General features: G+C 66.5%; 20 protein-coding genes. 13 read left to right on the top strand and 7 right to left on the bottom strand.

The window, feature by feature from the left end:
• Nucleotides 1-8 precede the first annotated feature (8 nt).
• A complete protein-coding gene (locus ACNA0R_RS03885; protein WP_415824603.1) occupies nt 9-1,175 on the top strand; it encodes a fucose-binding lectin II in 1,167 nt (388 codons plus the stop codon).
• Here the strand turns inward: ACNA0R_RS03885 and ACNA0R_RS03880 are convergent.
• Nucleotides 1,094-2,470: an autotransporter strand-loop-strand O-heptosyltransferase gene (locus tag ACNA0R_RS03880; RefSeq protein WP_415824601.1), complete on the bottom strand. Its 1,377-nt coding sequence runs from the start codon at nt 2,468-2,470 to the stop codon at nt 1,094-1,096. The two genes, ACNA0R_RS03885 and ACNA0R_RS03880, sit on opposite strands and share 82 nt — an antisense overlap.
• Before the next feature lie 284 nt (nt 2,471-2,754).
• Between ACNA0R_RS03880 and ACNA0R_RS03875 the strand changes: the two genes are divergently transcribed.
• Entirely contained in the window at nt 2,755-3,171 is a 417-nt protein-coding gene (locus ACNA0R_RS03875) for a hypothetical protein (protein WP_415824600.1), read from the top strand.
• Between the two features lie 138 nt (nt 3,172-3,309).
• Here the strand turns inward: ACNA0R_RS03875 and ACNA0R_RS03870 are convergent, their stop codons facing one another.
• Nucleotides 3,310-4,788, bottom strand: coding sequence for an FAD-containing oxidoreductase (locus ACNA0R_RS03870; RefSeq protein WP_415824599.1), 1,479 nt, complete (start codon nt 4,786-4,788; stop codon nt 3,310-3,312).
• Between the two features lie 286 nt (nt 4,789-5,074).
• Between ACNA0R_RS03870 and ACNA0R_RS03865 the strand changes: the two genes are divergently transcribed.
• From ACNA0R_RS03865 to ACNA0R_RS03855, 3 genes are all read left to right on the top strand, one after another.
• On the top strand, nt 5,075-7,351 hold the full coding sequence (locus ACNA0R_RS03865) for a phosphocholine-specific phospholipase C (protein ID WP_415824598.1): 2,277 nt from the start codon (nt 5,075-5,077) through the stop codon (nt 7,349-7,351).
• Between the two features lie 154 nt (nt 7,352-7,505).
• On the top strand, nt 7,506-8,099 hold the full coding sequence (locus ACNA0R_RS03860; protein ID WP_415824597.1) for a DUF2975 domain-containing protein: 594 nt from the start codon (nt 7,506-7,508) through the stop codon (nt 8,097-8,099).
• A gap of 40 nt (nt 8,100-8,139) precedes the next feature.
• On the top strand, nt 8,140-8,379 hold the full coding sequence (locus tag ACNA0R_RS03855; RefSeq protein ID WP_415824596.1) for a helix-turn-helix domain-containing protein: 240 nt from the start codon (nt 8,140-8,142) through the stop codon (nt 8,377-8,379).
• A gap of 12 nt (nt 8,380-8,391) precedes the next feature.
• On the opposite strand, the gene queD is transcribed toward ACNA0R_RS03855, so the two are convergent.
• From queD to ACNA0R_RS03840, 3 genes are all read right to left on the bottom strand, one after another.
• Nucleotides 8,392-8,865, bottom strand: coding sequence for a 6-carboxytetrahydropterin synthase QueD (gene queD, locus ACNA0R_RS03850; protein ID WP_415824595.1), 474 nt, complete (start codon nt 8,863-8,865; stop codon nt 8,392-8,394).
• Nucleotides 8,862-9,494, bottom strand: coding sequence for a 7-carboxy-7-deazaguanine synthase (gene queE, locus ACNA0R_RS03845; RefSeq protein WP_415824594.1), 633 nt, complete (start codon nt 9,492-9,494; stop codon nt 8,862-8,864). Before queE ends, queD begins: the two co-directional genes overlap by 4 nt.
• A gap of 142 nt (nt 9,495-9,636) precedes the next feature.
• Nucleotides 9,637-10,929: an NCS2 family permease gene (locus ACNA0R_RS03840; protein WP_415824593.1), complete on the bottom strand. Its 1,293-nt coding sequence runs from the start codon at nt 10,927-10,929 to the stop codon at nt 9,637-9,639.
• A 189-nt stretch (nt 10,930-11,118) separates the two neighbouring features.
• On the opposite strand from ACNA0R_RS03840, the gene tsaD reads away from it, so the two are divergent.
• Nucleotides 11,119-12,162 carry a tRNA (adenosine(37)-N6)-threonylcarbamoyltransferase complex transferase subunit TsaD gene (tsaD, locus tag ACNA0R_RS03835; RefSeq protein WP_415824592.1) on the top strand — a complete coding sequence of 348 codons (1,044 nt, stop codon included), beginning with the start codon at nt 11,119-11,121 and terminating at the stop codon, nt 12,160-12,162.
• Between the two features lie 44 nt (nt 12,163-12,206).
• Here the strand turns inward: tsaD and plsY are convergent, their stop codons facing one another.
• Nucleotides 12,207-12,854 (bottom strand): glycerol-3-phosphate 1-O-acyltransferase PlsY, encoded by a 648-nt coding sequence (plsY, locus tag ACNA0R_RS03830; protein ID WP_415824591.1) that lies wholly within the window; start codon nt 12,852-12,854, stop codon nt 12,207-12,209.
• A gap of 112 nt (nt 12,855-12,966) precedes the next feature.
• Between plsY and surE the strand changes: the two genes are divergently transcribed.
• The 7 genes from surE to rlmD all read left to right on the top strand — a co-directional run bounded on the left by surE (nt 12,967) and on the right by rlmD (nt 20,265).
• On the top strand, nt 12,967-13,728 hold the full coding sequence (surE, locus tag ACNA0R_RS03825) for a 5'/3'-nucleotidase SurE (protein ID WP_415824590.1): 762 nt from the start codon (nt 12,967-12,969) through the stop codon (nt 13,726-13,728).
• Entirely contained in the window at nt 13,713-14,558 is an 846-nt protein-coding gene (locus ACNA0R_RS03820) for a protein-L-isoaspartate(D-aspartate) O-methyltransferase (protein ID WP_415824589.1), read from the top strand. Before surE ends, ACNA0R_RS03820 begins: the two co-directional genes overlap by 16 nt.
• 17 nt (nt 14,559-14,575) lie before the next feature.
• Entirely contained in the window at nt 14,576-15,493 is a 918-nt protein-coding gene (locus ACNA0R_RS03815; RefSeq protein WP_415824588.1) for a peptidoglycan DD-metalloendopeptidase family protein, read from the top strand.
• 2 nt (nt 15,494-15,495) lie between these two features.
• On the top strand, nt 15,496-16,293 hold the full coding sequence (locus ACNA0R_RS03810; protein WP_415824587.1) for a 3'-5' exonuclease: 798 nt from the start codon (nt 15,496-15,498) through the stop codon (nt 16,291-16,293).
• A gap of 180 nt (nt 16,294-16,473) precedes the next feature.
• Complete coding sequence (locus tag ACNA0R_RS03805; protein ID WP_415824586.1) at nt 16,474-17,103, top strand: hypothetical protein; 630 nt, start codon at nt 16,474-16,476, stop codon at nt 17,101-17,103.
• Nucleotides 17,104-17,564: 461 nt separating this feature from the next.
• On the top strand, nt 17,565-18,317 hold the full coding sequence (locus tag ACNA0R_RS03800) for a TorF family putative porin (protein WP_415824585.1): 753 nt from the start codon (nt 17,565-17,567) through the stop codon (nt 18,315-18,317).
• Between the two features lie 547 nt (nt 18,318-18,864).
• On the top strand, nt 18,865-20,265 hold the full coding sequence (gene rlmD, locus ACNA0R_RS03795) for a 23S rRNA (uracil(1939)-C(5))-methyltransferase RlmD (protein ID WP_415824584.1): 1,401 nt from the start codon (nt 18,865-18,867) through the stop codon (nt 20,263-20,265).
• 51 nt (nt 20,266-20,316) lie between these two features.
• Here the strand turns inward: rlmD and argH are convergent, their stop codons facing one another.
• Nucleotides 20,317-21,735, bottom strand: coding sequence for an argininosuccinate lyase (gene argH, locus ACNA0R_RS03790; protein WP_415824583.1), 1,419 nt, complete (start codon nt 21,733-21,735; stop codon nt 20,317-20,319).
• Between the last annotated feature and the right edge of the window lie 76 nt (nt 21,736-21,811).

Raw genomic sequence — 21,811 nt, 5'->3', positions numbered from 1 at the left:
GGGCCGACATGGCTGACTCAATCCTCAATTTCCAAAGCGTTTTCTATTTGCAGAACGGCAAGGGCGCTGGCGGTGGCGCCGATGGCACCGCCGGCGCGGCTCCGTTCAGCGCCAATTGCTACCTGACGCTGAGCAATGTAGATGGAAGTCTTTCCATCCAGCCGCCTTCGGGATTCGAAGGACCATGGGGCCAGTGGGAATTCATATCGCCGTCCGATACGGGCGCCACGGGGCCGATACCCTACGGCTCCGTCGTCCTTATTCGTAGCGTGAGCGCCGGCCATTATCTACATGGAGACGCTAGCGGGAAGTTGTTCGTCGGCGCGGCCAATCCGACGGATCCCGACTATTCGGCGGCGCAGTGGTCGGTCATGTGCACCAACAGCATCAATGCCGGACAGAATGGTCTGGACGCTGGCGATGCCGTCAGCCCCGTAGAGGTCGGCGACGATTGCTATTACCTGATCGCCAATAAAGTTTCGGCGTACGGCAAGTTAGGTCCGGGAACACTGACAACCGATGCGAACCTGTACACCGGTTGGTGGCGGATCCGCAATACCACCGTCGATGCAGGTGGATCGAGCGGCTCGGGTGGGTCGAGTGGCTCCGGTGGGTCGAGTGGCTCCGGTGGGTCGAGTGGCTCCGGTGGGTCGAGCGGCTCCGGTGGATCGAGCGGTTCCAGCGGATCGAGCGGCTCCAGCGGATCGAGCGGCTCCAGCGGATCGAGCGGCTCCAGCGGATCGAGCGGTTCGGGTGGCACGCCGCATCAGACCGGACGGCAGTGTTGTTTCAATCTTCCACCCAATACGCCTTTCTCCGTCAGCGTCACCAACCAGGAAAAGTGGCCCAGGACGGTCACCGTCTACATAAACAAAGTGGCCAACCCGATCGCGATGCCAGCCGGCTACGCCGCTGAGTCGAAGACCTATGTTTCAGGCCCTGCACTGGCCAATGCGGGAGGACGCAGCACGATTTGCATAGGCGTTCAGGACAGCCAAGGCGGCCAAATGCTGTTGGGCTGGAATCCGCCCGTCGTCGTGGGCCAAAGCGAATTCGTCAACATCGGGGCGGAGAAGGACAAAGCCGCCGGCGGCTACGCGGCGGAAACCGGGTTCAACGACGTCCTGGTCACCGTCTCATGGTCCCTGACGCAGCCGGCGGGTTCCGGCGGCTGAAGCACTCCGGCGTCCTCTTCAGGCGCGGCTCTCGGGGGAGAGCCGGCGCCTGTGCTTCGGACCGGTGCCGGGCTGGTGAACGATCCGAATGAAGGAATTCGCCGTATGGCGCCGAGCACGTGCTCCGCGGTGATGCGCCTGGTGCATTCGAACTGGCGCGGCGTATCCGCATGCCGCGGACACCAGAAATAATCGTCCGCATCGAATAGCTCTCGCATGTCGTTTCCGCAGCTATTGCACACATGCTGGTTGATGATCCGGTAAGGCGTCGAAAACTCGTTTAGCGGATGCGTGAAGCCGCTGATCAATACGGTGGGTGTTCCGACCGCCCAGGCCAGCCAGGACAGCCCGCTGGATAGCCCCACGAAAAAGTCGGCATGCTTCAGCCAATGCGCCCGTTCGCGTAGCGGGCGGTCGCCCGTTTCGTCTTCCGCGCCTGCCGGTATGTGATTCCATACCGGTGCGGCGCCGTAGACCGGATGTTTGTCGATGCATACAACCCGGTAGCCCTGCGCTTTCAGGAAATTCACGATCTCCTGCCACCCGGACGGGTTATTCCACATCTTGCATTGCGCCGTACTTTGCGCGCCTATGCAGACATAGCGCTGCTGGATCGGGCGGCCGTGATCCGGGACGTCGATGCGTGGCGGCGTCTCGGCGGTATCGACGCCCAGGATGTACGCCGCCACCCGCTGCAGCCCCGCCAGCCTGAAATCGGTGGGCTGATGGCGGCAGGCGTCGGCCGCGGAATAAATCGCCAAGGTGTACGTCGCGTAGAAGCGCCCGGCCGTGGCGCTTTCCGGCGTGACGAATCCGATGTCCGGATATGCGTCGCGAAAAAGCGGGATAAGCCATGCCGGCATGGCGCAGGTCAACCGACAGCCATGCTGACGCTGGAATTTCACGGCGCATGGAAACCAGGCGATCGTGTCGCCGAGCGCCCCGAAGGGCATTCGCACCAGGACGTCCTTATCCCGCGCCTGGAACCGGTGTTCGAAAACCCGTTGTCCGTTTACATCGATTTCGATGAGCCAGGGCACGAAGTAGGTGGTGTCGCTGCACACCCAGCCGCTGACGACTTCTTTCTCCAGCAAACAATTACCGGTATCCGCATCGGACATGCGTACTTTCCACAGTCCGTCGGATCGTTCCGGCAGGAACAAGCGGCATCCCAGGTTGAAATCGAAACGGATGCCGTGGCCATCCCGCCAGGCGGGTACGCCGCAGGCGTTCTCGCTACCGGCCTCGCGGCTGCCGGCGCTTGCCATGGGAAATACGGGCTCCGATCCATCCATGCCATTCTCGTCCGCCAGGCGCCATGCCGAGGATGGCAGGGTAGCCGAGCGGTGCGCAAACGGTCCCGAAGGGGGCGTAATTCAATGTTGCGACGTTGTTGCGCCGTTGCGTGCAACGATGGGCAGCGCCGTGACACTTTGTGCAGTGAAATTACCGCGGGCGTCACCGACCTGCAGACCGTTCCACGGTAGCCTGGAAAGGCATCGATGCAGACCCCTGCACGTGCATGCGGTATCCCTGGTCGGGCTGCCGCGAACGAATACTTGAATCGTGAGGTGAGACGATGAGCAATCCGAATCCTGGTAAAGAGTGTGATTTCAACGTGCCGGCCAACAGGCCGCTGTATGTTTCCGTGCAAAACGAAGAAAAGTGGAAGCGGACAGTCAAGGTCATCATCGACGGGCAAGCCGTGGATATCGTCGTGCCTCCTGGCGGCATCCAGGGCAAGGTCATACCCGCCGGGAGCGCGGCGTCAGGAGGTACCCGCGGCGTGCAAATACAAATGTTCGACAGCCAGAACGGCCAGATGCAGTTGAGCTGGATTCCGACGCAGAAGATGGCCGACTGCGAGTTCGTGAATATCGGCGGAGAGAAAAACTATCCCTCCGGCGGCGGCGCTTATCCGCCGGAAAGCGGCTTCAACGATGCGACGATCATGGTGTATTGGAGCACCGTCGCTCCGTCCGGCGCGGCCAGCTAAGAGGCCTGCCAAGGGGCGAATACCGGCCGCGAGCAGGCGAACCCAAGGTTTGGTTTCAATCCATGGAGAGTCTTGCTCAGGTGTTGTCGGACTCCATTCCGAACAAAGTCCGGGTCGTCAATTGGCGCCGCGCGCCAACTATTCGGGAGTTTCGCTGGAAGTGTCGTTCTGATCCGCGAGCGGCTTCAACTCCCCCAACACCGTAGGTATCAGCTCCGACACCGTGGGATGGATATGCACGGTGCGTTGCAAGGTGGTGTAGGGGGCTTTGCTGGACATGATGTCCAGGATGCCGTGGATGGCTTCGTCACCGCCGGTGCCCAGGATAGCCGCGCCCAGGATGGCCTTGGTTTCGGCGTCGACGACGACCTTCATGAAGCCTTCGGTTTCGCCTTTTTCGACGGCACGGCCGACGCGGGTCATGGGACGGATGCCCACCAGCGCCGGCCGGCCGCTGGCGCGCACCGCGGCTTCGGTCATGCCGACGCGGCCCAGGGGCGGGTCGATGTACAGGGCATAGCAGGGCAGGCGGTCGCTGACGCGGCGCGGGTCTTGGTCCAGTAGATTGGCCGCGACGATTTCGAAATCGTTGTATGAGGTGTGCGTGAAGGCGCCGCGTCCATTGCAATCGCCCAGCGCCCAGATATGCGGGACATTGGTGCGCAGTTCGTCGTCGACGACGATGTAGCCGCGTTCATCGGTCTTTACGCCGGTGGCCTCCAGCCCGAGGTCGGCCGTGTTGGGCACGCGGCCGACCGCCATCAGCACGTGCGAGCCGACGATGGGGCCGGGATCCTGCTTGCAGGAAACCCGCACGACCGCGCCGTCCGCATGCGCTTCGAAGCGTATGCATTCCGCGTTCAGGTGTACGCGGATGCCTTCCTTTTCCAGGATCTTCAGGATCGCATCCGAGACGTCCGGGTCTTCCCGGGAGATCAGCCGCGGGCCTTTCTCCACGACCGTGACCGCCGCGCCGAATCGGCGATACATCTGCGCGAATTCCAGGCCGATGTAGCTGCCGCCGATGACCACCATATGGCGCGGCACGCTGTCCAGCTCCAGCAGGCTGGTGTTGGTCAGCAGGGGAATATCGCGCACGCCCGGCATGTCGGGGATATTGGCGCGGCCGCCGACGTTGATGTAGATACGATCGGCCGACAGGCGCTGTCCGTCGACGTCGAGCTCATGCGGCCCGGTGAAGCGTGCATGGCCCCGCAGCACCGTGCAGTTGTCCATGCCGCGCAGCCACTTCTCGACGTTGCCCCGCGCGCGCATGACGACTTCGTCCTTGCGCGCCTTCAGGCGCGTGGCGTCCACGCCGATCTGGCCCGGCAGCGTGATGCCGAAGTCCGCGGAGCGCCGGGCCAGATGGGCGGCGTAGGCGCTGGCCACCAGCGTCTTGGTCGGCATGCAGCCCGTGTTGACGCAGGTGCCGCCGAAGTGCTTGCGTTCGATGAGCGCGACGCGCTGGCCCGCTTGCGTCAGCCGCCCGGCCAGGGGCGGCCCGGCCTGGCCCGCGCCGATGATGATGGCGTCGAAATGGCTGGACGCCTTCGATACATCGGGCGCGTTGGCGGCGGTCGGCTGGGGCGGGGCGTTCGTCGGCTGCGTGCTCATGTCTTACCTCTCTTGGCGCGCCGCGCAAGCGGCGGTGGACGAGAAACCGGCTGGTGGCGCTGGCTTGGCGCCGGCGAGCCTCCACTGTAATCGCTGGCGGTGGATGAAGAAACCGGTCCGGACGCGGCACCGGGACAGTCAGCTGAATGTGCCGGGAATCCATGCATACTTGCGCCTGACGCATGCGGGCGGCGCGGCTGCCGCTATCATGCGAGCCAGCGGTCCCGGAGAAACCGCTTCTGCAAACGGGCGGCCGACCGCCGCATACACGGAGCCAGCCTCGCCTATGCCGATCGACCATCGTCGCCGTGAATTCTTCCGCAAGTCGAGCCGCGGCGCGGCCGCCGCCGCATCGCTGTCGATGTTCCCGCCCGCCATACGCAAGGCGCTGGCGATCGAGGCCGACCGCCGCACGGGTACCTTGCAGGACGTCGAACACATCGTCGTCCTGACGCAGGAGAACCGCTCCTTCGATCATTACTTCGGCACGCTGTCCGGCGTGCGCGGTTTCGGCGACCGCTTTCCCATTCCGGTGCCCGATGCGCCGGGCATGGCGGGCCGGACGGTGTGGTACCAGCGTCATGACGGCCAGCCGGCGGGACTGCCGGCCATCCTCGCACCGCAGCACAACGACACGGCGGTGGATTTCCGCCTGATGCGCACGGCGGGTACGCCTCATTTGTATCCCGACGCCCAGGATGCCTGGGACGGCGGGCGCATGACGCACTGGCCGCAGTTCAAGAAGAATGCGTCCATGGTGTACTACGCCCAGGCGGACATGCCCTTCCAGTTCGCGCTGGCGAATGCCTTTACGCTGTGCGATGCCTATTATTGTTCGCTGACCGGCGGCACCAACCCGAATCGATGCTTCATCTACACGGGCACCAACCACGGCCGCGGCGATCCCGCGCGGCCGGGCGTCTACAACGGTCCGGCGCTGGACAATAGCTACAACAAGCTGGGCAATGGCGCGCACAAGGACGGCTACACCTGGATGACCTATGCGGAGCGCCTGCAGGACGCCGGCGTCAGCTGGCAGGTGTACCAGGACAATGAGTTCGAGTTCTACGCGCTGAATCCCTTGTTCGGCTTCAAGGCCTTCCGGCAGGCCCATGCGCGCAGCGTCCCCGCCGTGCTGCCGGAGCGCACGGAGCGCGAACGCGCGCTGTACGAAAAAGGCATACGCACGCGCAACCTGTCGGCGTTGCGGGCCGATGTCATGGCGGACCGCCTGCCGCAGGTCTCGTGGATCTGCGCGCCCTCGTCGGCTTCCGAACATCCGCAGCCCTCCAGTCCGGCGCAGGGCGCCGCCTACACCGCGCAGGTGCTGGAGGCGTTGACGTGCAATCCGCGTGTGTGGAGCCGCACGGTGCTTATCCTGAACTTCGACGAGAACGACGGCTTCTTCGACCATATGCCGCCGCCCGCGCCGCCGTCGTACGCGCGCACCGAAGGCGGCACGGCGGCGCGCGATCCGCAGGGCGCCAGCACGGTGGATGTCTCCGACGACTATCTGGGCGACGACGTTGGCGGCATACCGTCCACGCTGGCGTATCGCCATCATCCCTATGGCATGGGGCCGCGCGTGCCCATGTATGTGATCTCGCCCTGGAGCCGCGGCGGCTGGGTGAATTCGGAGGTCTTCGACCATACGTCGGTGCTGCGTTTCATCGCCCGCCGGTTCGGCGTCGATGAGCCGAATATCAGCCCGTGGCGGCGGGCCGTCGCCGGCGACCTGATGTCGTGCTTCGATTTCGCCACACCGAATCATGCCGCCGTGCTGGCGCACCTGCCGGATACCGCCACGCTGGACGGCCGCAGCCGTTCGCTGCCGGGCACGACCGCGCCCGTCGCGCCGGCGGCGCTCGAACTGCCCGCGCAGGCCAGGGGCACGCGGCCTTCGCGCGCCTTGCCGTACGAACTGCATGTGGACGACGACATCCTGGCGCATGGCGACGCGGCCGCCGCCACGCCGGGGCCGATGCGCCGCGTGCGTCTGCATTTCTCGAATACGGGCGGGCGGGCCGCCGTCTTACATGTGTACGACATCCACCGGCTGGACGCCTTGCCGCGCCGCTATACGGTGGAACCGGGCAGGGCGCTGGAGGATCTCTGGCCGCCCTTGCCGGACGGCGCGGTGGGTCCGGACGGACGCTACAACCTCTGGGTGCTGGGCCCCAACGGCTTTCACCGGCATTTCGCCGGCACCTTGCCGCGCGAAACCGCGGGGCCATCACCGGTGGCGCGCGTCCGTTATGCGCCGGGCGAGGGCGCGCTGGTGTTGACGATACTCAATCCATCCAAGGCCAGCATGGCGGTTGCCGTCAACGACAACGCCTACTTCGACGGCGCGGCCTGGCGCCGCGATATCCCGGCGGGCGAGCAAGCCGAATGGCGCTGGCCCCTGGCCGCCTCGCATTGCTGGTACGACTTCACGTTGAAGCGGGAGGATGGTCCTGCCTATGCGAGGCGTTTCGCGGGCCGGATGGAAACGGGCGCCGACGGGGTTTCCGATCCGGCGATGGGCGGGCCGGCCGTGGCGGGCTACGCACGTTTCGATTAATCCCAGGCGGCAATAAATTATTGTTTTACGATAATATTCTTGCTATGATGCGTGCGCGCTGGGCAAGCGCCGCAACGATGGGCGATGGCTTATCGGCGATCCGCGATCGACGGTGTTGCCCGGCGCCAAGCCGCCATTCTTCAAGAGGTTCCTTATGACCCTGTTCAACCGCGCCCGCGCCCGTCGCAGCCTTATGCCCGATCGTCTGGCCGGCCTCAGCCACCGCATGGCGGGCCTCACCCTGGTGGTGATGGCCGCTTTGCTGCTGCTTAACATCGTCAACTGGATTTATCCGCCTTACGGTCCGCACGGCTATGGTTTCAGCTTCGGGCTGACCTCGCGCTGGCTTGCGGATGGATCGATAGACCTGGCGCGGTTCCCGGCGTGGCAGACCATCGGCGCCATGGCGATTTCCAGCATTCCGCTGCTGGTGCTGATGCGCGGGCTCAGCCATCTGCGCACGCTGTTCAGCGACTATGCCGAAGGCGCCTACTTCTCCATGCAGGCCGGACGCCATCTGGCCGCGGTGGGCCGTTCGATCGCCTTGTGGGTAGTGGTGCAGTTCCTGACCGAGCCGGTGCTGAGCATATGGCTGACGATACGCGCCGAACCGGGCCACCGTATCGTGGCGCTGTCCTTGGACACGTCGGCACTGGTGGCGCTGTTCGTCGCCGCTTGCATCGCCATCATCGGCCGCATTCTGCAGCGCGCCTCCGAGGTCTATCGGGAAAACCAGCAATTCGTGTAGCGATCCGCGACACGGCACCCCATACCGCGACAGGACTGCAATGCCCATCGTCGTCACACTGGACGTCATGCTCAGCAAGCGCAAGATGAAGTCCAAGGACCTGGCCGCCATCGTCGGCATCACGGAACAAAACCTGTCCCTGCTGAAATCCGGCAAGGTCAGGGGCGTGCGCTTCGACACCCTGGAAGCGATATGCCGCGCCTTGCAATGCCAGCCGGGCGATCTGCTGGAATATCAGGAAGCCGATACCCCGCTTGCCGCGGATCAGGCCGGGTCCTGAACAAGCGGGTCGTCAGCCTTCGCAATCGGCCCAGCAATTGGGCGTTTCATACAGCCGCACGCGGGCCAGGCGCAGGTCGCCGCCGAATTGGCGATGGTAATGCGGCCGCAGGATGTCGAAGGCGATGCGCGCCAGGTTTTCCACCGTGGGAATGCGGTCCAGCACCACGGTCTTGTGGCCCGGTAGGGTTTCCAGGAAGCCGCGCACCGCGTCGTCCCCCGCGTACACCAGGAATGCGTGGTCCCAGCGATCCACCACGTGTTCGCTGGCGATCGCCTTGATGTCGGAAAAGTCCATCACCATGCCGTTGTCCGAGGCGCCCGGCGCGTCGATGACCTGGCCTTCCAGCGTGACTTCCAGCACGTAGCGATGGCCGTGCATATTGCGGCATTGGCTGCGATGGTCCGGAATGCGGTGGCCGGCGTCGAATTCCAGCCTGCGGGTGACGGAGATCGTGCCGGGTTCCGGGCGCGGGGGGCTGCTCATGGAATGCCTATGTATTTATGGGTTTGCAGGCTCAGCCGCCATTGCGGATGCTGCTTGCAGTATTCGACGATGGCTTGCGTGTGCGCCGCCCGTTCGGGCCCGTCCATGGGTTGCAGGAAGAAGTGATCGAACTTCAGGCCGGCAAAGGACTCGGGGCGCGCGTCGGCCTGCGGAAACACCAGCTTCAACTCATTGCCCGCGCGCAGCAGCACGGGCGCCTTGCCCTTGGGACTGACGCAGATCCAATCGATGCCTTCCGGCGGCACCATGGTGCCGTTGGTTTCGATGGCAATGGTGAAGCCGCGCGCGTGCACCGCCGCGATCAGGGCACGGTCGAGCTGCAGCAGCGGTTCGCCGCCCGTGAAGACCACGTAGCGGAGGGCGGTGTCGGGTCCCCACTCGGCGGCGAGCGCATCGGCCAGCATCTCGGCGGTGGCGAACTTACCGCCCCCGGGACCGTCGGTGCCGATGAAGTCGGTATCGCAGAAGGTACAGGCGGCGGTGGCGCGGTCGCTTTCGCGGCCGGACCACAGGTTGCAGCCCGCGAAGCGGCAGAAGACCGCGGCTCGTCCCGCCTGCGCCCCTTCGCCCTGCAGGGTCTTGAAAATTTCCTTGACGGCGTAGGTCATGAAGACAGCGGGTCTGTAAAACCCGCTATTTTAGCGCGGGTCGGGCTGCCGGGCCCGTTTGCCTGCTCCGCCGCGGGACAGCGCCGATGGTGCGCGAGGCGGTGGCCGCGATGCCGTGGAAGAAGCGGATACGGGGCCCGCCTCAGCCGGCGAAGAAGGCGAAACGGATCACGAACAGCGCGGCGACCAGCCAGGTGGCCGCATGCACCTCGCGGGCCTTGCCGGTGAGCGTCTTCAGCACCACGTAGCTGATGAAGCCGAACGCCAGGCCGTTGGCCACCGAGTACGTGAAGGGCATCACCAGTGCCGTCAGCGCCGCGGGCGTGGCTTCGGAAACGTCGTTCCAATCGACTTCGATCAGCTCGCGCATCATCAGGCCGGCCACGTAGAGCAGGGCGGGCGCCGTGGCGTAGGCCGGCACCGATCCGGCCAGCGGCGAAATGAACAGCGCCGCAAGGAAGAGCAGGGCGACCACGACCGCTGTCAGCCCGGTGCGGCCGCCCGCCTGCACGCCGGAGGCGCTTTCGACATAGGCCGTGGTGCTGCTGGTGCCCAGCGCCGAGCCCGCCACGATGGCCGCGCTGTCGGCGAACAGCGCGCGGCCCAGGTTATTGGGCTTGCCTTCGGGAATCAGGCCGGCGCGCTTGGCCACGCCGATCAGCGTGCCCGTGGCGTCGAAGACTTCCACCAGCACGAAGACCAGGATTACGTGGAAGAAGCCGCTGTGCAGCGCCCCGGCGATGTCCAGCTGCATCAGCGTGGGCGCCAGGCTGGGCGGCGTGGAGAACAGGCCCTGGAAGTTGTTGTAGCCCAGGGCCATGGACAGCACCGTGACCACCAGGATGCCGATCAGGATGGCGCCGCGCACGCGCAGGGCGTCCAGCGCCGCGATGATGAAAAAGCCCAGGACGGCGAACAGCGGGCCGTGCGTGCGCAGGTCGCCCAGGCTGACCTTGGTGGCCGGGTTGGCCACCACGATGCCGGCGTTGGACAGGGCGATGATGGCCAGGAACAGGCCTATGCCCGCCGCGATGGCGCTGCGCAGCGATTGCGGGATGCCCTTGATCAGCCAGCCGCGCACGCCGGTCACCGTAAGCAGCAGGAATATCAAACCTGATATGAAGACGGCGCCGAGCGCCTGCTGCCAGGAGTAGCCCATGGCCTTGACCACGGTGAAGGCGAAAAAGGCGTTCAATCCCATGCCGGGGGCCATGCCGATGGGCCAGTTGGCCAGCAGCCCCATGATCAGCGAACCCAGGGCGGCCGCCAGGCAGGTGGCGACGAAGACCGCGTCGCGGTCCATGCCGGTGGTCGACAGGATGTCGGGATTGACGAAGATGATGTAGGACATCGTCAGGAAGGTCGTCAGTCCCGCGACGACCTCCCCGCGCGTTGTGGTCCCGTGTTCCGTCAATCTGAATAGTCGTTCCAGCATGCGCTTCTCCCAGGCAGTCCCGTCGTCGCGGGAGTGATCGGCCAAGGCGCGAACATACCATTTCCGCGGGGCTCTTTCGGCGCCTGCGCGCCGCCATGGCGTTGAAGGCGGGCGCCGCCGCAAGCAATGGACCCGGCGGCGACGCCGCGTCGACGAGAGAAAGGCAGGCATCGCAGTAAACTCGCGCCCATGATCATTCTCGGTTTTGAAAGCTCCTGCGATGAGACCGGCGTGGCCGCGGTGTGCACCGAACGCGGCCTGCTGGCGCATGCGCTGCATACGCAAATCGCCATGCATCAGGAATACGGCGGCGTGGTGCCGGAACTGGCGTCGCGCGACCACGTGCGGCGCGTGGTGCCGCTGACGCGCCAGGTATTGCGCGAAGCCGGCCTCGCGGTGTCGGACATCGATGCCGTCGCCTATACCGCGGGCCCCGGCCTGGCGGGCGCGCTACTGGTGGGCGCCAGCGTCGCGCAGGCCTTTGCCTGGGCGCGCGACCTGCCCGCCATTGCCGTGCATCACCTGGAAGGGCATCTGTTGTCGCCGCTGCTGGCGGATCCGCGGCCGGAGTTTCCCTTCGTGGCCCTGCTGGTGTCGGGAGGCCATACGCAGCTGATGCGCGTGGACGGGGTGGGGCGCTACACCCTGCTGGGCGAAACGCTGGATGACGCGGCCGGCGAGGCATTCGACAAGTCGGCCAAGCTGCTGGGCCTGGGCTATCCGGGCGGGCCGGCGCTGGCCAGGGTGGCGGAGCAGGGCGATCCCACGCGGTTCGATCTGCCGCGTCCCATGCTGCACAGCGGCGACCTGGATTTCAGCTTCAGCGGGCTGAAGACGGCGGTGTTGACTCGGGTCAAGGCGATGGAGCGTTCGGGCGGCGCGCCGGATGCCGCGTCGATCGCCGACCTGGCGGCCGCCACCCAGGCGGCCATCGTGGACGTGCTCGCCGCCAAGGCGGCGCGCGCCCTGAAGGAAACCGGCTTGCGGCGCCTGGTGGTCGCGGGCGGAGTGGGGGCCAACAAGGCGCTACGCGAGCGCCTGGCGGCGTCCCTGCCGCGGCTGAAGGCGCGGGCCTATTTTCCGCCGCTGTCCCTGTGCACGGACAACGGCGCCATGATCGCGTTCGCCGCGGGTGAGCGTGTCAAGGCGGGGCTGGCGGTGCTGGATCGAGGCAGCCATGCCTTCACCGTCCGTCCGCGCTGGGACCTTGAAGAAGTGTCAGTGGCGGCCTGATCAGCGGCCGTACCTGGCCGGCCGCACCTGGCCGGCCGCACTGCTCAACTTTTCTTTTTCTGTCCGATCCGCGATTCCGTGCCGTTCAGCAGGCGGCTGATGTTGGCTCGATGGCGCAGGATGAGCAGGGCGCTGATGACCGTGATCGCCGCCAACAGCGGCGGCTCCGCGTACCACGCCAGTTTGGATCCGAACAGGTAATACACCGGCGCGAACACCGCCGCCACCAGCGCGGCCAGCGACGAATAGCGAAAGAACACGGCGATGATGATCCACGTCGCCACCGTGGCCAGCGCCAGCCAGGGCGATACCGCGAACAGCACGCCCAGCGCCGTCGCCACGCCCTTGCCGCCCTGGAATTTCAAAAAAACGGGAAACAAATGCCCCAGGAACACCGCCACGGCCGATAGGGCGATGACGTTCCAGGTCACGCCGACCGGGCTGCCGATGCGTTGAATCAGCCATACGGCGAACCACCCCTTGGCCGCGTCGCCCAGCAGCGTCAGCGCCGCCGCGGTCTTGTTGCCGGAACGCAGCACATTGGTCGCGCCCGGGTTGCCGGACCCATAGGTGCGCGGATCCTGCATCCCCATCAGCCTTGTCACCACCACGGCGAAGGGGATTGAGCCAATCAGATAGGCCAGTACGACAAGGCCGACGTTGTAGGCGATCGGATAGTGGATCTGCAGCATGGACCTTTCCACGGGAAGAAACAGGCGCGGATTCTACCGTGGTGCTGCCGCGCCGGCTGCCTACAGTACAATTCGACGCGACCCGCCGCCATAATTTTCTTTTCGACGCAGAATGCGGATTCTGGTTTCCAACGATGATGGCTATTCGGCGCCCGGCCTCCAGGCGCTGGTGGATGCCTTGCGGGGCTTGGGCGACCTGACCGTGGTCGCGCCGGAGGTCAACCATAGCGGCGCCTCCAATTCCCTGACCCTGAGCCGGCCCCTGTCGGTGCGCGAAGCCGCCAATGGTTTTCTCTACGTCAACGGCACGCCGTCCGATTGCGTCCACGTCGCCCTCACGGGCGGGCTGGTGGACGGACGGCCGGATCTGGTTGTTTCCGGCATCAACAACGGCGCCAACATGGGCGACGACACCCTCTATTCGGGTACCGTGGCCGCCGCCATCGAGGGCTATCTGTTTGGAATTCCTGCCATCGCGTTTTCCCTGCACGAAAAAGGCTGGGCCCACCTGGATGCCGCCGCCGCGACCGCGCGCCGCGTGGTCGAACACCAGATCGCCCAACCGCTGTCGGCCCCCGTGCTATTGAATGTGAACATCCCCAATCGCCCGCTGCAGACCATGCAGGGCATGCGCGTGACGCGGTTAGGCAAACGGCATCCTTCCGAGCCCGTGGTGCGCACCACCACGCCCTACGGCGATACCGTCTACTGGATAGGCCCCGCCGGTTTGGCGTTGGACGCCGGCCCGGACACGGATTTCCACGCGGTGGCCGACGGCGCGGTATCGATCACGCCGCTGCGGCTGGACCTGACGCATCAGGCGATGCTGCCTGAACTGCGCAACTGGGCGGAGCCTCTATGCGCAAAAGGGTAGACCCGGAACCCATTCCGCCGGCCAGCCCGCCGGTCAGGTCGCGCAGCGGCACCTACCAGTCCGGCAGCCTGGGGCCCGGCTATACCGCCGCCAACAGCAATACCCGGATTTCCGCGGCCACGCTGCCGCGCACCGTGCCGACGCTGCCCGGCGGCGCCCCGGCGGTGCCCAACGCGGGCGGCAACCTCGGCTTGAACTCGGAGCGCCTGCGCCGCGCGATGGTGCAGCGCCTGCGCGACCAGGGCATCACCGACGATCGGGTCCTGAACGCGATGGAGGCGGTGCCGCGTCATCTGTTCGTGGACCAGGCCCTGGCCAGCCGCGCTTATGAAGACGCGGCGCTGCCCATAGGGCATTCGCAAACGATTTCGCAGCCCTGGGTGGTGGCGCGCATGATCGCCGCCGTTTGCGAAGACCGCGAACCCACGCGCGTGCTGGAAGTCGGCGCGGGCTGCGGCTACCAGGCCGCGGTGCTGGCGCAGTTCATCCGCGACGTCTACGCGATCGAACGCATACGCGGACTGTACGAACTGGCGCGCGGTCATTTGCGGCAACTACGTTTGACCACGCGCGTGCGCCTGTCCTATGGCGACGGCATGCTGGGATTGCCGAATACGGCGCCTTTCGATGCTATTGTTGTGGCCGCCGCCGGCCTGGCCATACCGCAAGCATTGCTGTCGCAGCTTGCGCCGGGCGGCCGGCTGATCGCGCCCGAAGGCGGTTCCGACCAGCGCCTGGTGCTGGTGGAGCGGACCGGGGCGTCCAGCTGGAAACGCGTGGAACTCGAAGCCGTTCGATTTGTCCCGCTAAGGGCCGGCATACAATCGTGAGCAACCAGGAGAATCATATGCTCGACGGGCAGTTGCAGCTGACCGCCACCGAATTCCCGGGCGCGCAGGCCGCGCGCTCGTCCCGCGCAGTGATCTGGGTGGGACTTCTTTGCCTCGTCCTGGCGGGCTGCGCATCGCGCACGGAGCGCGCGCCGGTCGTCGACCTGAATACCGCGCCCACGCCGGCGACCCCGGCCGCCACGGGCGCCACCTATGTGGTCAAGCCCGGCGACACGCTGTACGGTATTTCGCGCGCCAATGGGGTCGACGTCGAAAGCCTGAAACGCTGGAACAACATCGCGGATTCCAACCATCTGGCGGTGGGACAGGTGTTGAAGCTGTCCGCGCCGTCCGGTGGGGCGGCCGGGCCCGCGGCAGCCGGCGGCGCCAAGCCCGCGCCCACGCCGGTCAAGCCGGCCGACAACCGTATCGAGCCTACGCCGCTGCCGCCGCCGGGCGAGCAGCCGGCCCAGCCCGCGCCCGCGCAGCAGCCGCCGGCAAACACGACGCCGGCCACGCCTACGCCCGCGCCGGCGGAAACGCCCAAGCCGGCCCGCGCGTCGGATGCCGGCCTGATCAACTGGGGCTGGCCCGCGCAGGGGCAGGTGATCGCGACTTTCAATAACAGTACCAAGGGCGTCGATATCGCCGGCAACCCGGGCGATCCGGTCGTGGCGGCCGCCGACGGCAAGGTCATGTACAGCGGCAACGGCGTTCGCGGCCTGGGCAATCTGATCATCGTCCAGCACACCAACGGCTTCATCACCGCCTATGCGCACAATCGCGCGCTGCTGGCCAAGAGCGGGCAGGAAGTGAAGAAGGGCGCCAAGATCGCGGAGATCGGCCAGACCGACGCGGCGTCGCCGCGCCTGCACTTCGAGATCCGCCGCCAGGGCACGCCGGTCGATCCCTTGCAATACCTGCCGCAGCGCTGACCATGACGCCCACCCTGGTCTTCGATCTGGAAACCTTGCCCGACGTGGCGGGGCTGCGCCGCTTGAATGGCTGGGGCGCGGACGTGCCCGACAGCGAAGTCGCCGAACGCGCCTTCGCCGAACGGCGCGAGGCCACGGGCGGCAACAGCGATTTCCTGCCGCTGCATCTGCATCGCGTGGCGGTGATCGGCTGCGTGTTTCGCGACGACCAGGGCTTTCGGGTGCGCACGCTGGGCAAGCCGGATGACGATGAACCCGCGCTGCTGGCGGGTTTCTTCAAAACGATAGAACGCTATACGCCCAAGCTGGTCAGCTGGAACGGGTCCGGCTTCGACCTGCCCGTGCTGCACTATCGCAGCCTGATCCACGGCGTGGCGGCGCCCCGCTATTGGGACCTGGGCGAGGACGACCGCGAATTCAAGTTCAACAATTACATCGGCCGCTACCACACCCGCCACATCGACCTGATGGATGTGCTTGCCAAGTACAACGGCCGCGCCAATGCGCCGCTGGACCAGTTGGCCAAGCTGTGCGGGTTTCCCGGCAAGCTGGGCATGGACGGCGGCAAGGTGTGGGAGGCCTGGAACCAGGGCAAGGCCGACGACGTCCGCGCCTATTGCGAGACGGACGTGGTCAATACCTGGCTGGTGTATTGCCGCTGGCGCTTCCTGCGCGGCGAGCTCGATGCCGCTTCTTATCGGGAAGAAATCGACCTGGTGCGCGACACGCTGGCGGCCAGCCCGGCGCCGCACTGGAAGGAATACCTGGCGGCCTGGGACCAGGACCGGGCGGCGCCCTGATCGGGGATCGCCACCCGTTGCCCGCTATAACGCGGGGCCGGCGCTTCGCCCCTGTCACTACGGCTGCCCGCCCTGGGCGGGGCGCAATCGACTGAAACAGACAGGGCCATGCGCGAAACCGGCGCGTAATCGGCCCGCCATGACAATGGTCTCGCACTCTCACTCCACAGGAGACCTTTCATGAACCGATTCGCCATTCGTCCCGTTGTCGCCAGCCTGGCTCTCGCCGTCGCGGCCGGCACTTTCGCCGGGGCTGCCTCGGCGGCGCCGGATGCGTCTTCGTCCGCGGCGCAGTCCAGCGCGGCGCAGTCCAGCGCGGCGCAGCCCGGCAAGGACGCGGGCGGCCGTCATTTCCACCCCATGCAAGGCATGCGCGATGCGCTGTGGGTGCCCGGCGTCGGCCCCGTCGGCAAGAAGGAAGTCGCGGCGCTGAAGCTGGACGCCAACCAGCAGTCCCTGTTCACGTCCGCCCAGCAGGCGCAGCAGGACTTCGACAAGTCCATGCGGGAAGGCATGGCCAGCCGGCACAAGGTCCTGGACCAGCAGCTGCAGGCCGGCAAGCTGGATCCGCATGCGCTGATGGACGCGCAGACGCAGGCTCGGCAGCAGACCCAGGCGAGGGCCGATGAGGTCCGGCAGAAGTGGCTGGCCGTGTGGGATAGCCTGAATGACGGGCAGCGCCAGCAGGTGACGCAGTTCGTCAAGGACCGCCAGGCGCGCATGCAGGAGCGCCGGGAGGAACACCGCAAGGAAGGCCGCACCGGCGCCAACCATCGGCCGGCCCCGGCCGCACCGGCGACGTCCAGCTAAGCGCTGTACGAGGCTTGGCCGGCCGCACCTGGCCGGCCGCATCCGGGCTGCCGCACCCCGGGCGGCAGCACGCGGGCAGCAGCACCTAGTCCCACCGCACCTGGCTGGCCGCACGAGTCTCTCCGATAACGGGCACGACGCCTGGATCCGATGCACGGATCCGGGCGTTTCCCTTTTGTGGGGCGTCGTTCGCGCGGGCCCGCGGGGCGCCCTTTGCACCGCCTTGGTGCGGGCTCGCGCGGCTGCGAGCGGCTGTTTATGGATCCTTCAAGGTGTGAAAAGTTGGCACGAATTTCGCTTTGAACGTGGAGAAGCCGAGGAGGTGCGGCGACTCTCCATGCGAATGGGGCGTGGCCGCGGCGGTTTCGAACTTCTTGTCATTTCCGCTGCGCCATGGCTCGGCGGGTTCGCCCGCCGAGTCATGCCTACATACACGCATCATTGAGACTAGGATCCTTGCCATGAAGAAGACGCTGCGCGCAGTCCCCTTTGTTCTTGCCACGTGTTTTGCCGCCGCTGCCCACGCCGATCCGACCGACCTGGGTGCCGGGTTTTCGCTGAGCGGCAACGCCACCATCACCAACGACTATCGTTTCCGTGGCTATTCGCAGACCGACTTCCGGCCGGCGGCACAGTTGGGACTGGACCTGACGCACTCGTCGGGCTTCTACCTTGGCAACTGGAACTCGAATGTCTCCAGCACCCTGTATACGGAAGGCAACCTGGAGATGGACTTCTACGGCGGCTGGCGTGGCGAGGTCTACAACGGCTTCGGCATCGACGTCGGCGCGCTGCACTATTACTACCCGGGTTCGACGTCGCCGAAGGGCGGCAACTACAACAACACCGACCTGTATATCGCCGGCACTTATGGCGGCTACTCGCTGAAGTACTCCTATACGCCGAGCGATTTCTTCAGCACGCCGAATTCGAAGGGCACCTGGTACCTGGATGCGTCGGCCACCTGGGATCTGGGCGAAGGCTGGGGTCTGGTGGGACACGTGGGGTATCAGAAGCTGAAGAACCAGGTCGATACGGACGGCGACGAGCTCGGCCATTACGTGGACTACAAGCTGGGCGTCACCAAGGACGTCAAGGGCTGGATCTTCGGGCTGGCCGCCGTCGGCGCCTCCAAGGACAACTGGTACAACACCAAGTACGACCATCCAGCCGGCCGGCTGGGGCTGGTCGCCTCGATTTCGCGCACGTTCTAAGCGGCCGCGCCACGCATACCAAAAGCGGCTTGACCGCGCTCCCAAGGGGAAACGTCCGCCATCCGGCGGACGTTTTTTTTCGTGCCGGTTTATCGGCGCGGCGTGGGGGCCTTTCCGCCGCCGGGCCGCCCCAAGGCGGAAAGCCCCCTTGGGGGGCAGCAAGCCGGTTTACCGGCGCGGCGTGGGGGCCTTTCCGCCGCCGGGCCGCCCCAAGGCGGAAAGCCCCCTTGGGGGGCAGCAAGCCGGTTTACCGGCGCGGCGTGGGGGGCCTTTCCGCCGCCGGGGGCCGCCCCAAGGCGGAAAGCCCCCTTGGGGGGCAGCAAGCCGGTTTACCGGCGCGGCGTGGGGGGCCTTTCCGCCGCCGGGCCGCCCCAAGGCGGAAAGCCCCCTTGGGGGGCAGCAAGCCGGTTTACCGGCGCGGCGTGGGGGCCTTTCCGCCGCCGGGCCGCCCCAAGGCGGAAACGCCCCTCGGGACTGGCGCCAGCCCGGGCCGCGCGCCGGCTCCGCAGAACTTCTACAATGCCGGGCTGTTCTCATGAGATAGCCGATGTCCGAAGTCCTGAATATCGAATCCCTGGACCTGGAAGCCAGGGGAATCGCCCGCCGCGAAGGCAAGGTCGTGTTCGTCGAAGGCGCGCTCCCCGGCGAGCGTGTTGTCGGCGAAACGGTGCGCCGCAAGCCGTCCTACGAAATCGCCCGCACGGTAGAGGTGCTGCGTCCCTCGTCCCAGCGCGTGACGCCCCGCTGTCCGCATTTCGGCGTATGCGGCGGCTGTGCCATGCAACACCTGGAGCCAGCCGCCCAGGTCGCGATCAAACAGCGCGCGCTGGAGGACACCTTCTGGCACGTCGGCAAGCTGCGCCCGCAGCGCATCCTGCCGCCGCTGCACGGACCGACCTGGGGCTACCGTTTCCGCGCCCGGCTTTCGGTGCGTGTCGTGCCCAAGAAGGGCGGCGTCCTGGTGGGCTTCCATGAGCGCAAGAGCAGCTACGTCGCCGACATGCGCGAATGCCACGTCCTGCCGCCTCATGTGGCGCGGCTGCTGATGCCCTTGCGGGCGATGATCAGCGCCATGTCCGCGCCCGACCGGATGCCGCAGATCGAGGTCGCCGTGGGCGATGCCGCCACGGTACTGGTACTGCGCCACCTGCTCCCCCTGACGCCGGGCGACATCGAGATCCTGCGCGCCTTCGCCCGGGAAAACGGCGTGCAATGGTGGCTGCAGCCCAAGGGCCCGGACACCTGTCATCCGCTCGAACGGGAGCATGCCGAGACGCTGGCCTATACCTTGCCGGAATTCGGCCTGCGCATGCCCTTCAAGCCTACCGATTTCACGCAGGTCAACCACGCCATCAATCGCGCGCTGGTGTCGCGGGCGCTGTCCTTGCTGGAAGCGCGGCCCGACGAGCGCGTCGCCGACCTGTTCTGCGGCCTGGGCAACTTCACGCTACCCCTGGCCACGCGGGCGCGGGAAGTCGTCGGCGTGGAGGGCAGCAAGGCCTTGACGGACCGCGCGCACGAAGCCGCGACGCGCAACGGCCTGGGCGAGCGCGTTTCGTTCGCGACCCTGAACCTGTTCGAGGTCGATGTGCGGTGGCTGCGCGGCCTGGGCCACTTCGACCGCATGCTGATCGATCCGCCGCGCGAAGGCGCGCAGGCCGTCGCGCAGGCGCTGGCGGAGCTATCCGCCGCCGAGCGGCCGCGCCGCATCGTGTACGTGTCCTGCAATCCCGCCACGCTGGCGCGCGACGCCGCCATCATGGTGCATGAAGGCGGCTACAGCCTGCTCAGCGCGGGCGTCATCAATATGTTCCCGCATACGGGGCATGTGGAATCCATCGCGGTATTCGAGTCCGGCGATGCGGCCGCGATAGCGGCCGCGCAGCAGCAGGCGGCGGAAAAGCGCCGCGAGGCCGCGCAGGCCGAGGCCGAAGAAAAGGCCGCCTGATCGGCGGCCTTTGACGCACTCGCCCCCGGCGCCGGGGGCGGTGGCAATAGGTCAGGCGGCGGTCTGCGCCAGCACCCGTTGCGCTTCTTCGCGCACGCGCTGCGGCGCGGTGCCGCCGACGTGGTTGCGCGCCGCGACCGAGCCTTCCAGCGTCAGCACCTGGTGCACGTCCTCGCCGATGGACGCGTGGTAGGCCTGGAGTTCCGCCAGCGTCAGGTCGGCCAGGTCGCAGCCGCGCAGTTCGCAGTCGCGCACGGCATGCGCGACCACTTCATGCGCATCGCGGAAGGGGATGCCGCGCTTGACCAGGTAATCGGCCAGGTCGGTGGCGGTGGCGTAGCCCTGCAGCGCGGCCGCGCGCATGTTTTCCGCCTTGACCTTGATGCCCCCCACCATGTCGGCGAAGATCGTCAGGGTGTCGCGCAGCGTATCGGCCGTATCGAACAGGCCTTCCTTGTCTTCCTGGTTGTCCTTGTTGTAGGCCAGCGGCTGGCCCTTCATCAGGGTAAGCAGCGCCACCAGATGGCCATTGACCCGGCCGGTCTTGCCGCGCGCCAGTTCGGGCACGTCGGGGTTTTTCTTCTGCGGCATGATGGAGCTGCCGGTGCAGAAGCGGTCGGCCAGATCGATGAAGCCGACGCGCGGGCTCATCCACAGCACCAGTTCTTCCGACAGCCGCGAGACATGGGTCATCACCAGCGCGGCGGCGGCGCAGAACTCGATGGCGAAGTCGCGGTCCGACACGGCGTCCAGCGAATTGCGGCACACGCCGTCGAAGCCCAGGGTGGCGGCGACGCGTTCGCGGTCGATCGGAAAGCTGGTGCCGGCCAGCGCCGCGGCGCCCAGCGGCAGGCGATTCACGCGGCGGCGGCAGTCCTGCAGACGTTCGGCGTCGCGCCCGAACATTTCGGCGTAGGCCAGCAGGTGGTGGCCGAAAGTCACGGGCTGGGCCACCTGCAGATGGGTGAAGCCCGGCATGATGGTGTCGGCATGCTCGGCCGCCACGGTGGCCAGGGCGTGGCGCAGCTGACGCAGCAAATCCAGCGCGATGTCGATTTCGCCGCGCAGCCACAGGCGGATATCGGTGGCGACCTGGTCGTTGCGCGAGCGGCCGGTGTGCAGCCGCTTGCCGGCATCGCCCACGAGTTCAACCAGTCGCTTTTCGATGTTCAGGTGTACGTCTTCCAGATCCAGCAGCCACTGGAAGCTGCCGGCGTCGATTTCCGCCAGGATCTGCGCCATGCCGCGCTCGATATCGGCTTTGTCCTGCGCCGAAATGATGCCCTGGGCGGCGAGCATGTCCGCATGGGCCAGGGAACCCTGGATGTCGTGGCGCGCCAGGCGCTGGTCGAAATCCACGGAAGCCGTATAGCGTTTGACGAGATCGGAGACCGGTTCGGAAAACCGGGCGGACCAGGCTTGCGCCTTGTTGGCGAACTGGTTCTGGGAGGGAGAGGAGGGCGTCGACATAGTGACGGGGATTATAGAGCCCGGCGTGGAGGGCGGTGAGATAATCGACCCGGCACCGCCGGCCGATGGTGAGATA

The sequence above is a fragment of the Bordetella sputigena genome, assembly GCF_965137885.1.
Classification (GTDB): domain Bacteria; phylum Pseudomonadota; class Gammaproteobacteria; order Burkholderiales; family Burkholderiaceae_B; genus Bordetella_C; species Bordetella_C sputigena.
The sequence above is the reverse complement of the archived record's forward strand: the minus strand, read 5'-3'. Positions and strand labels throughout refer to the sequence as shown.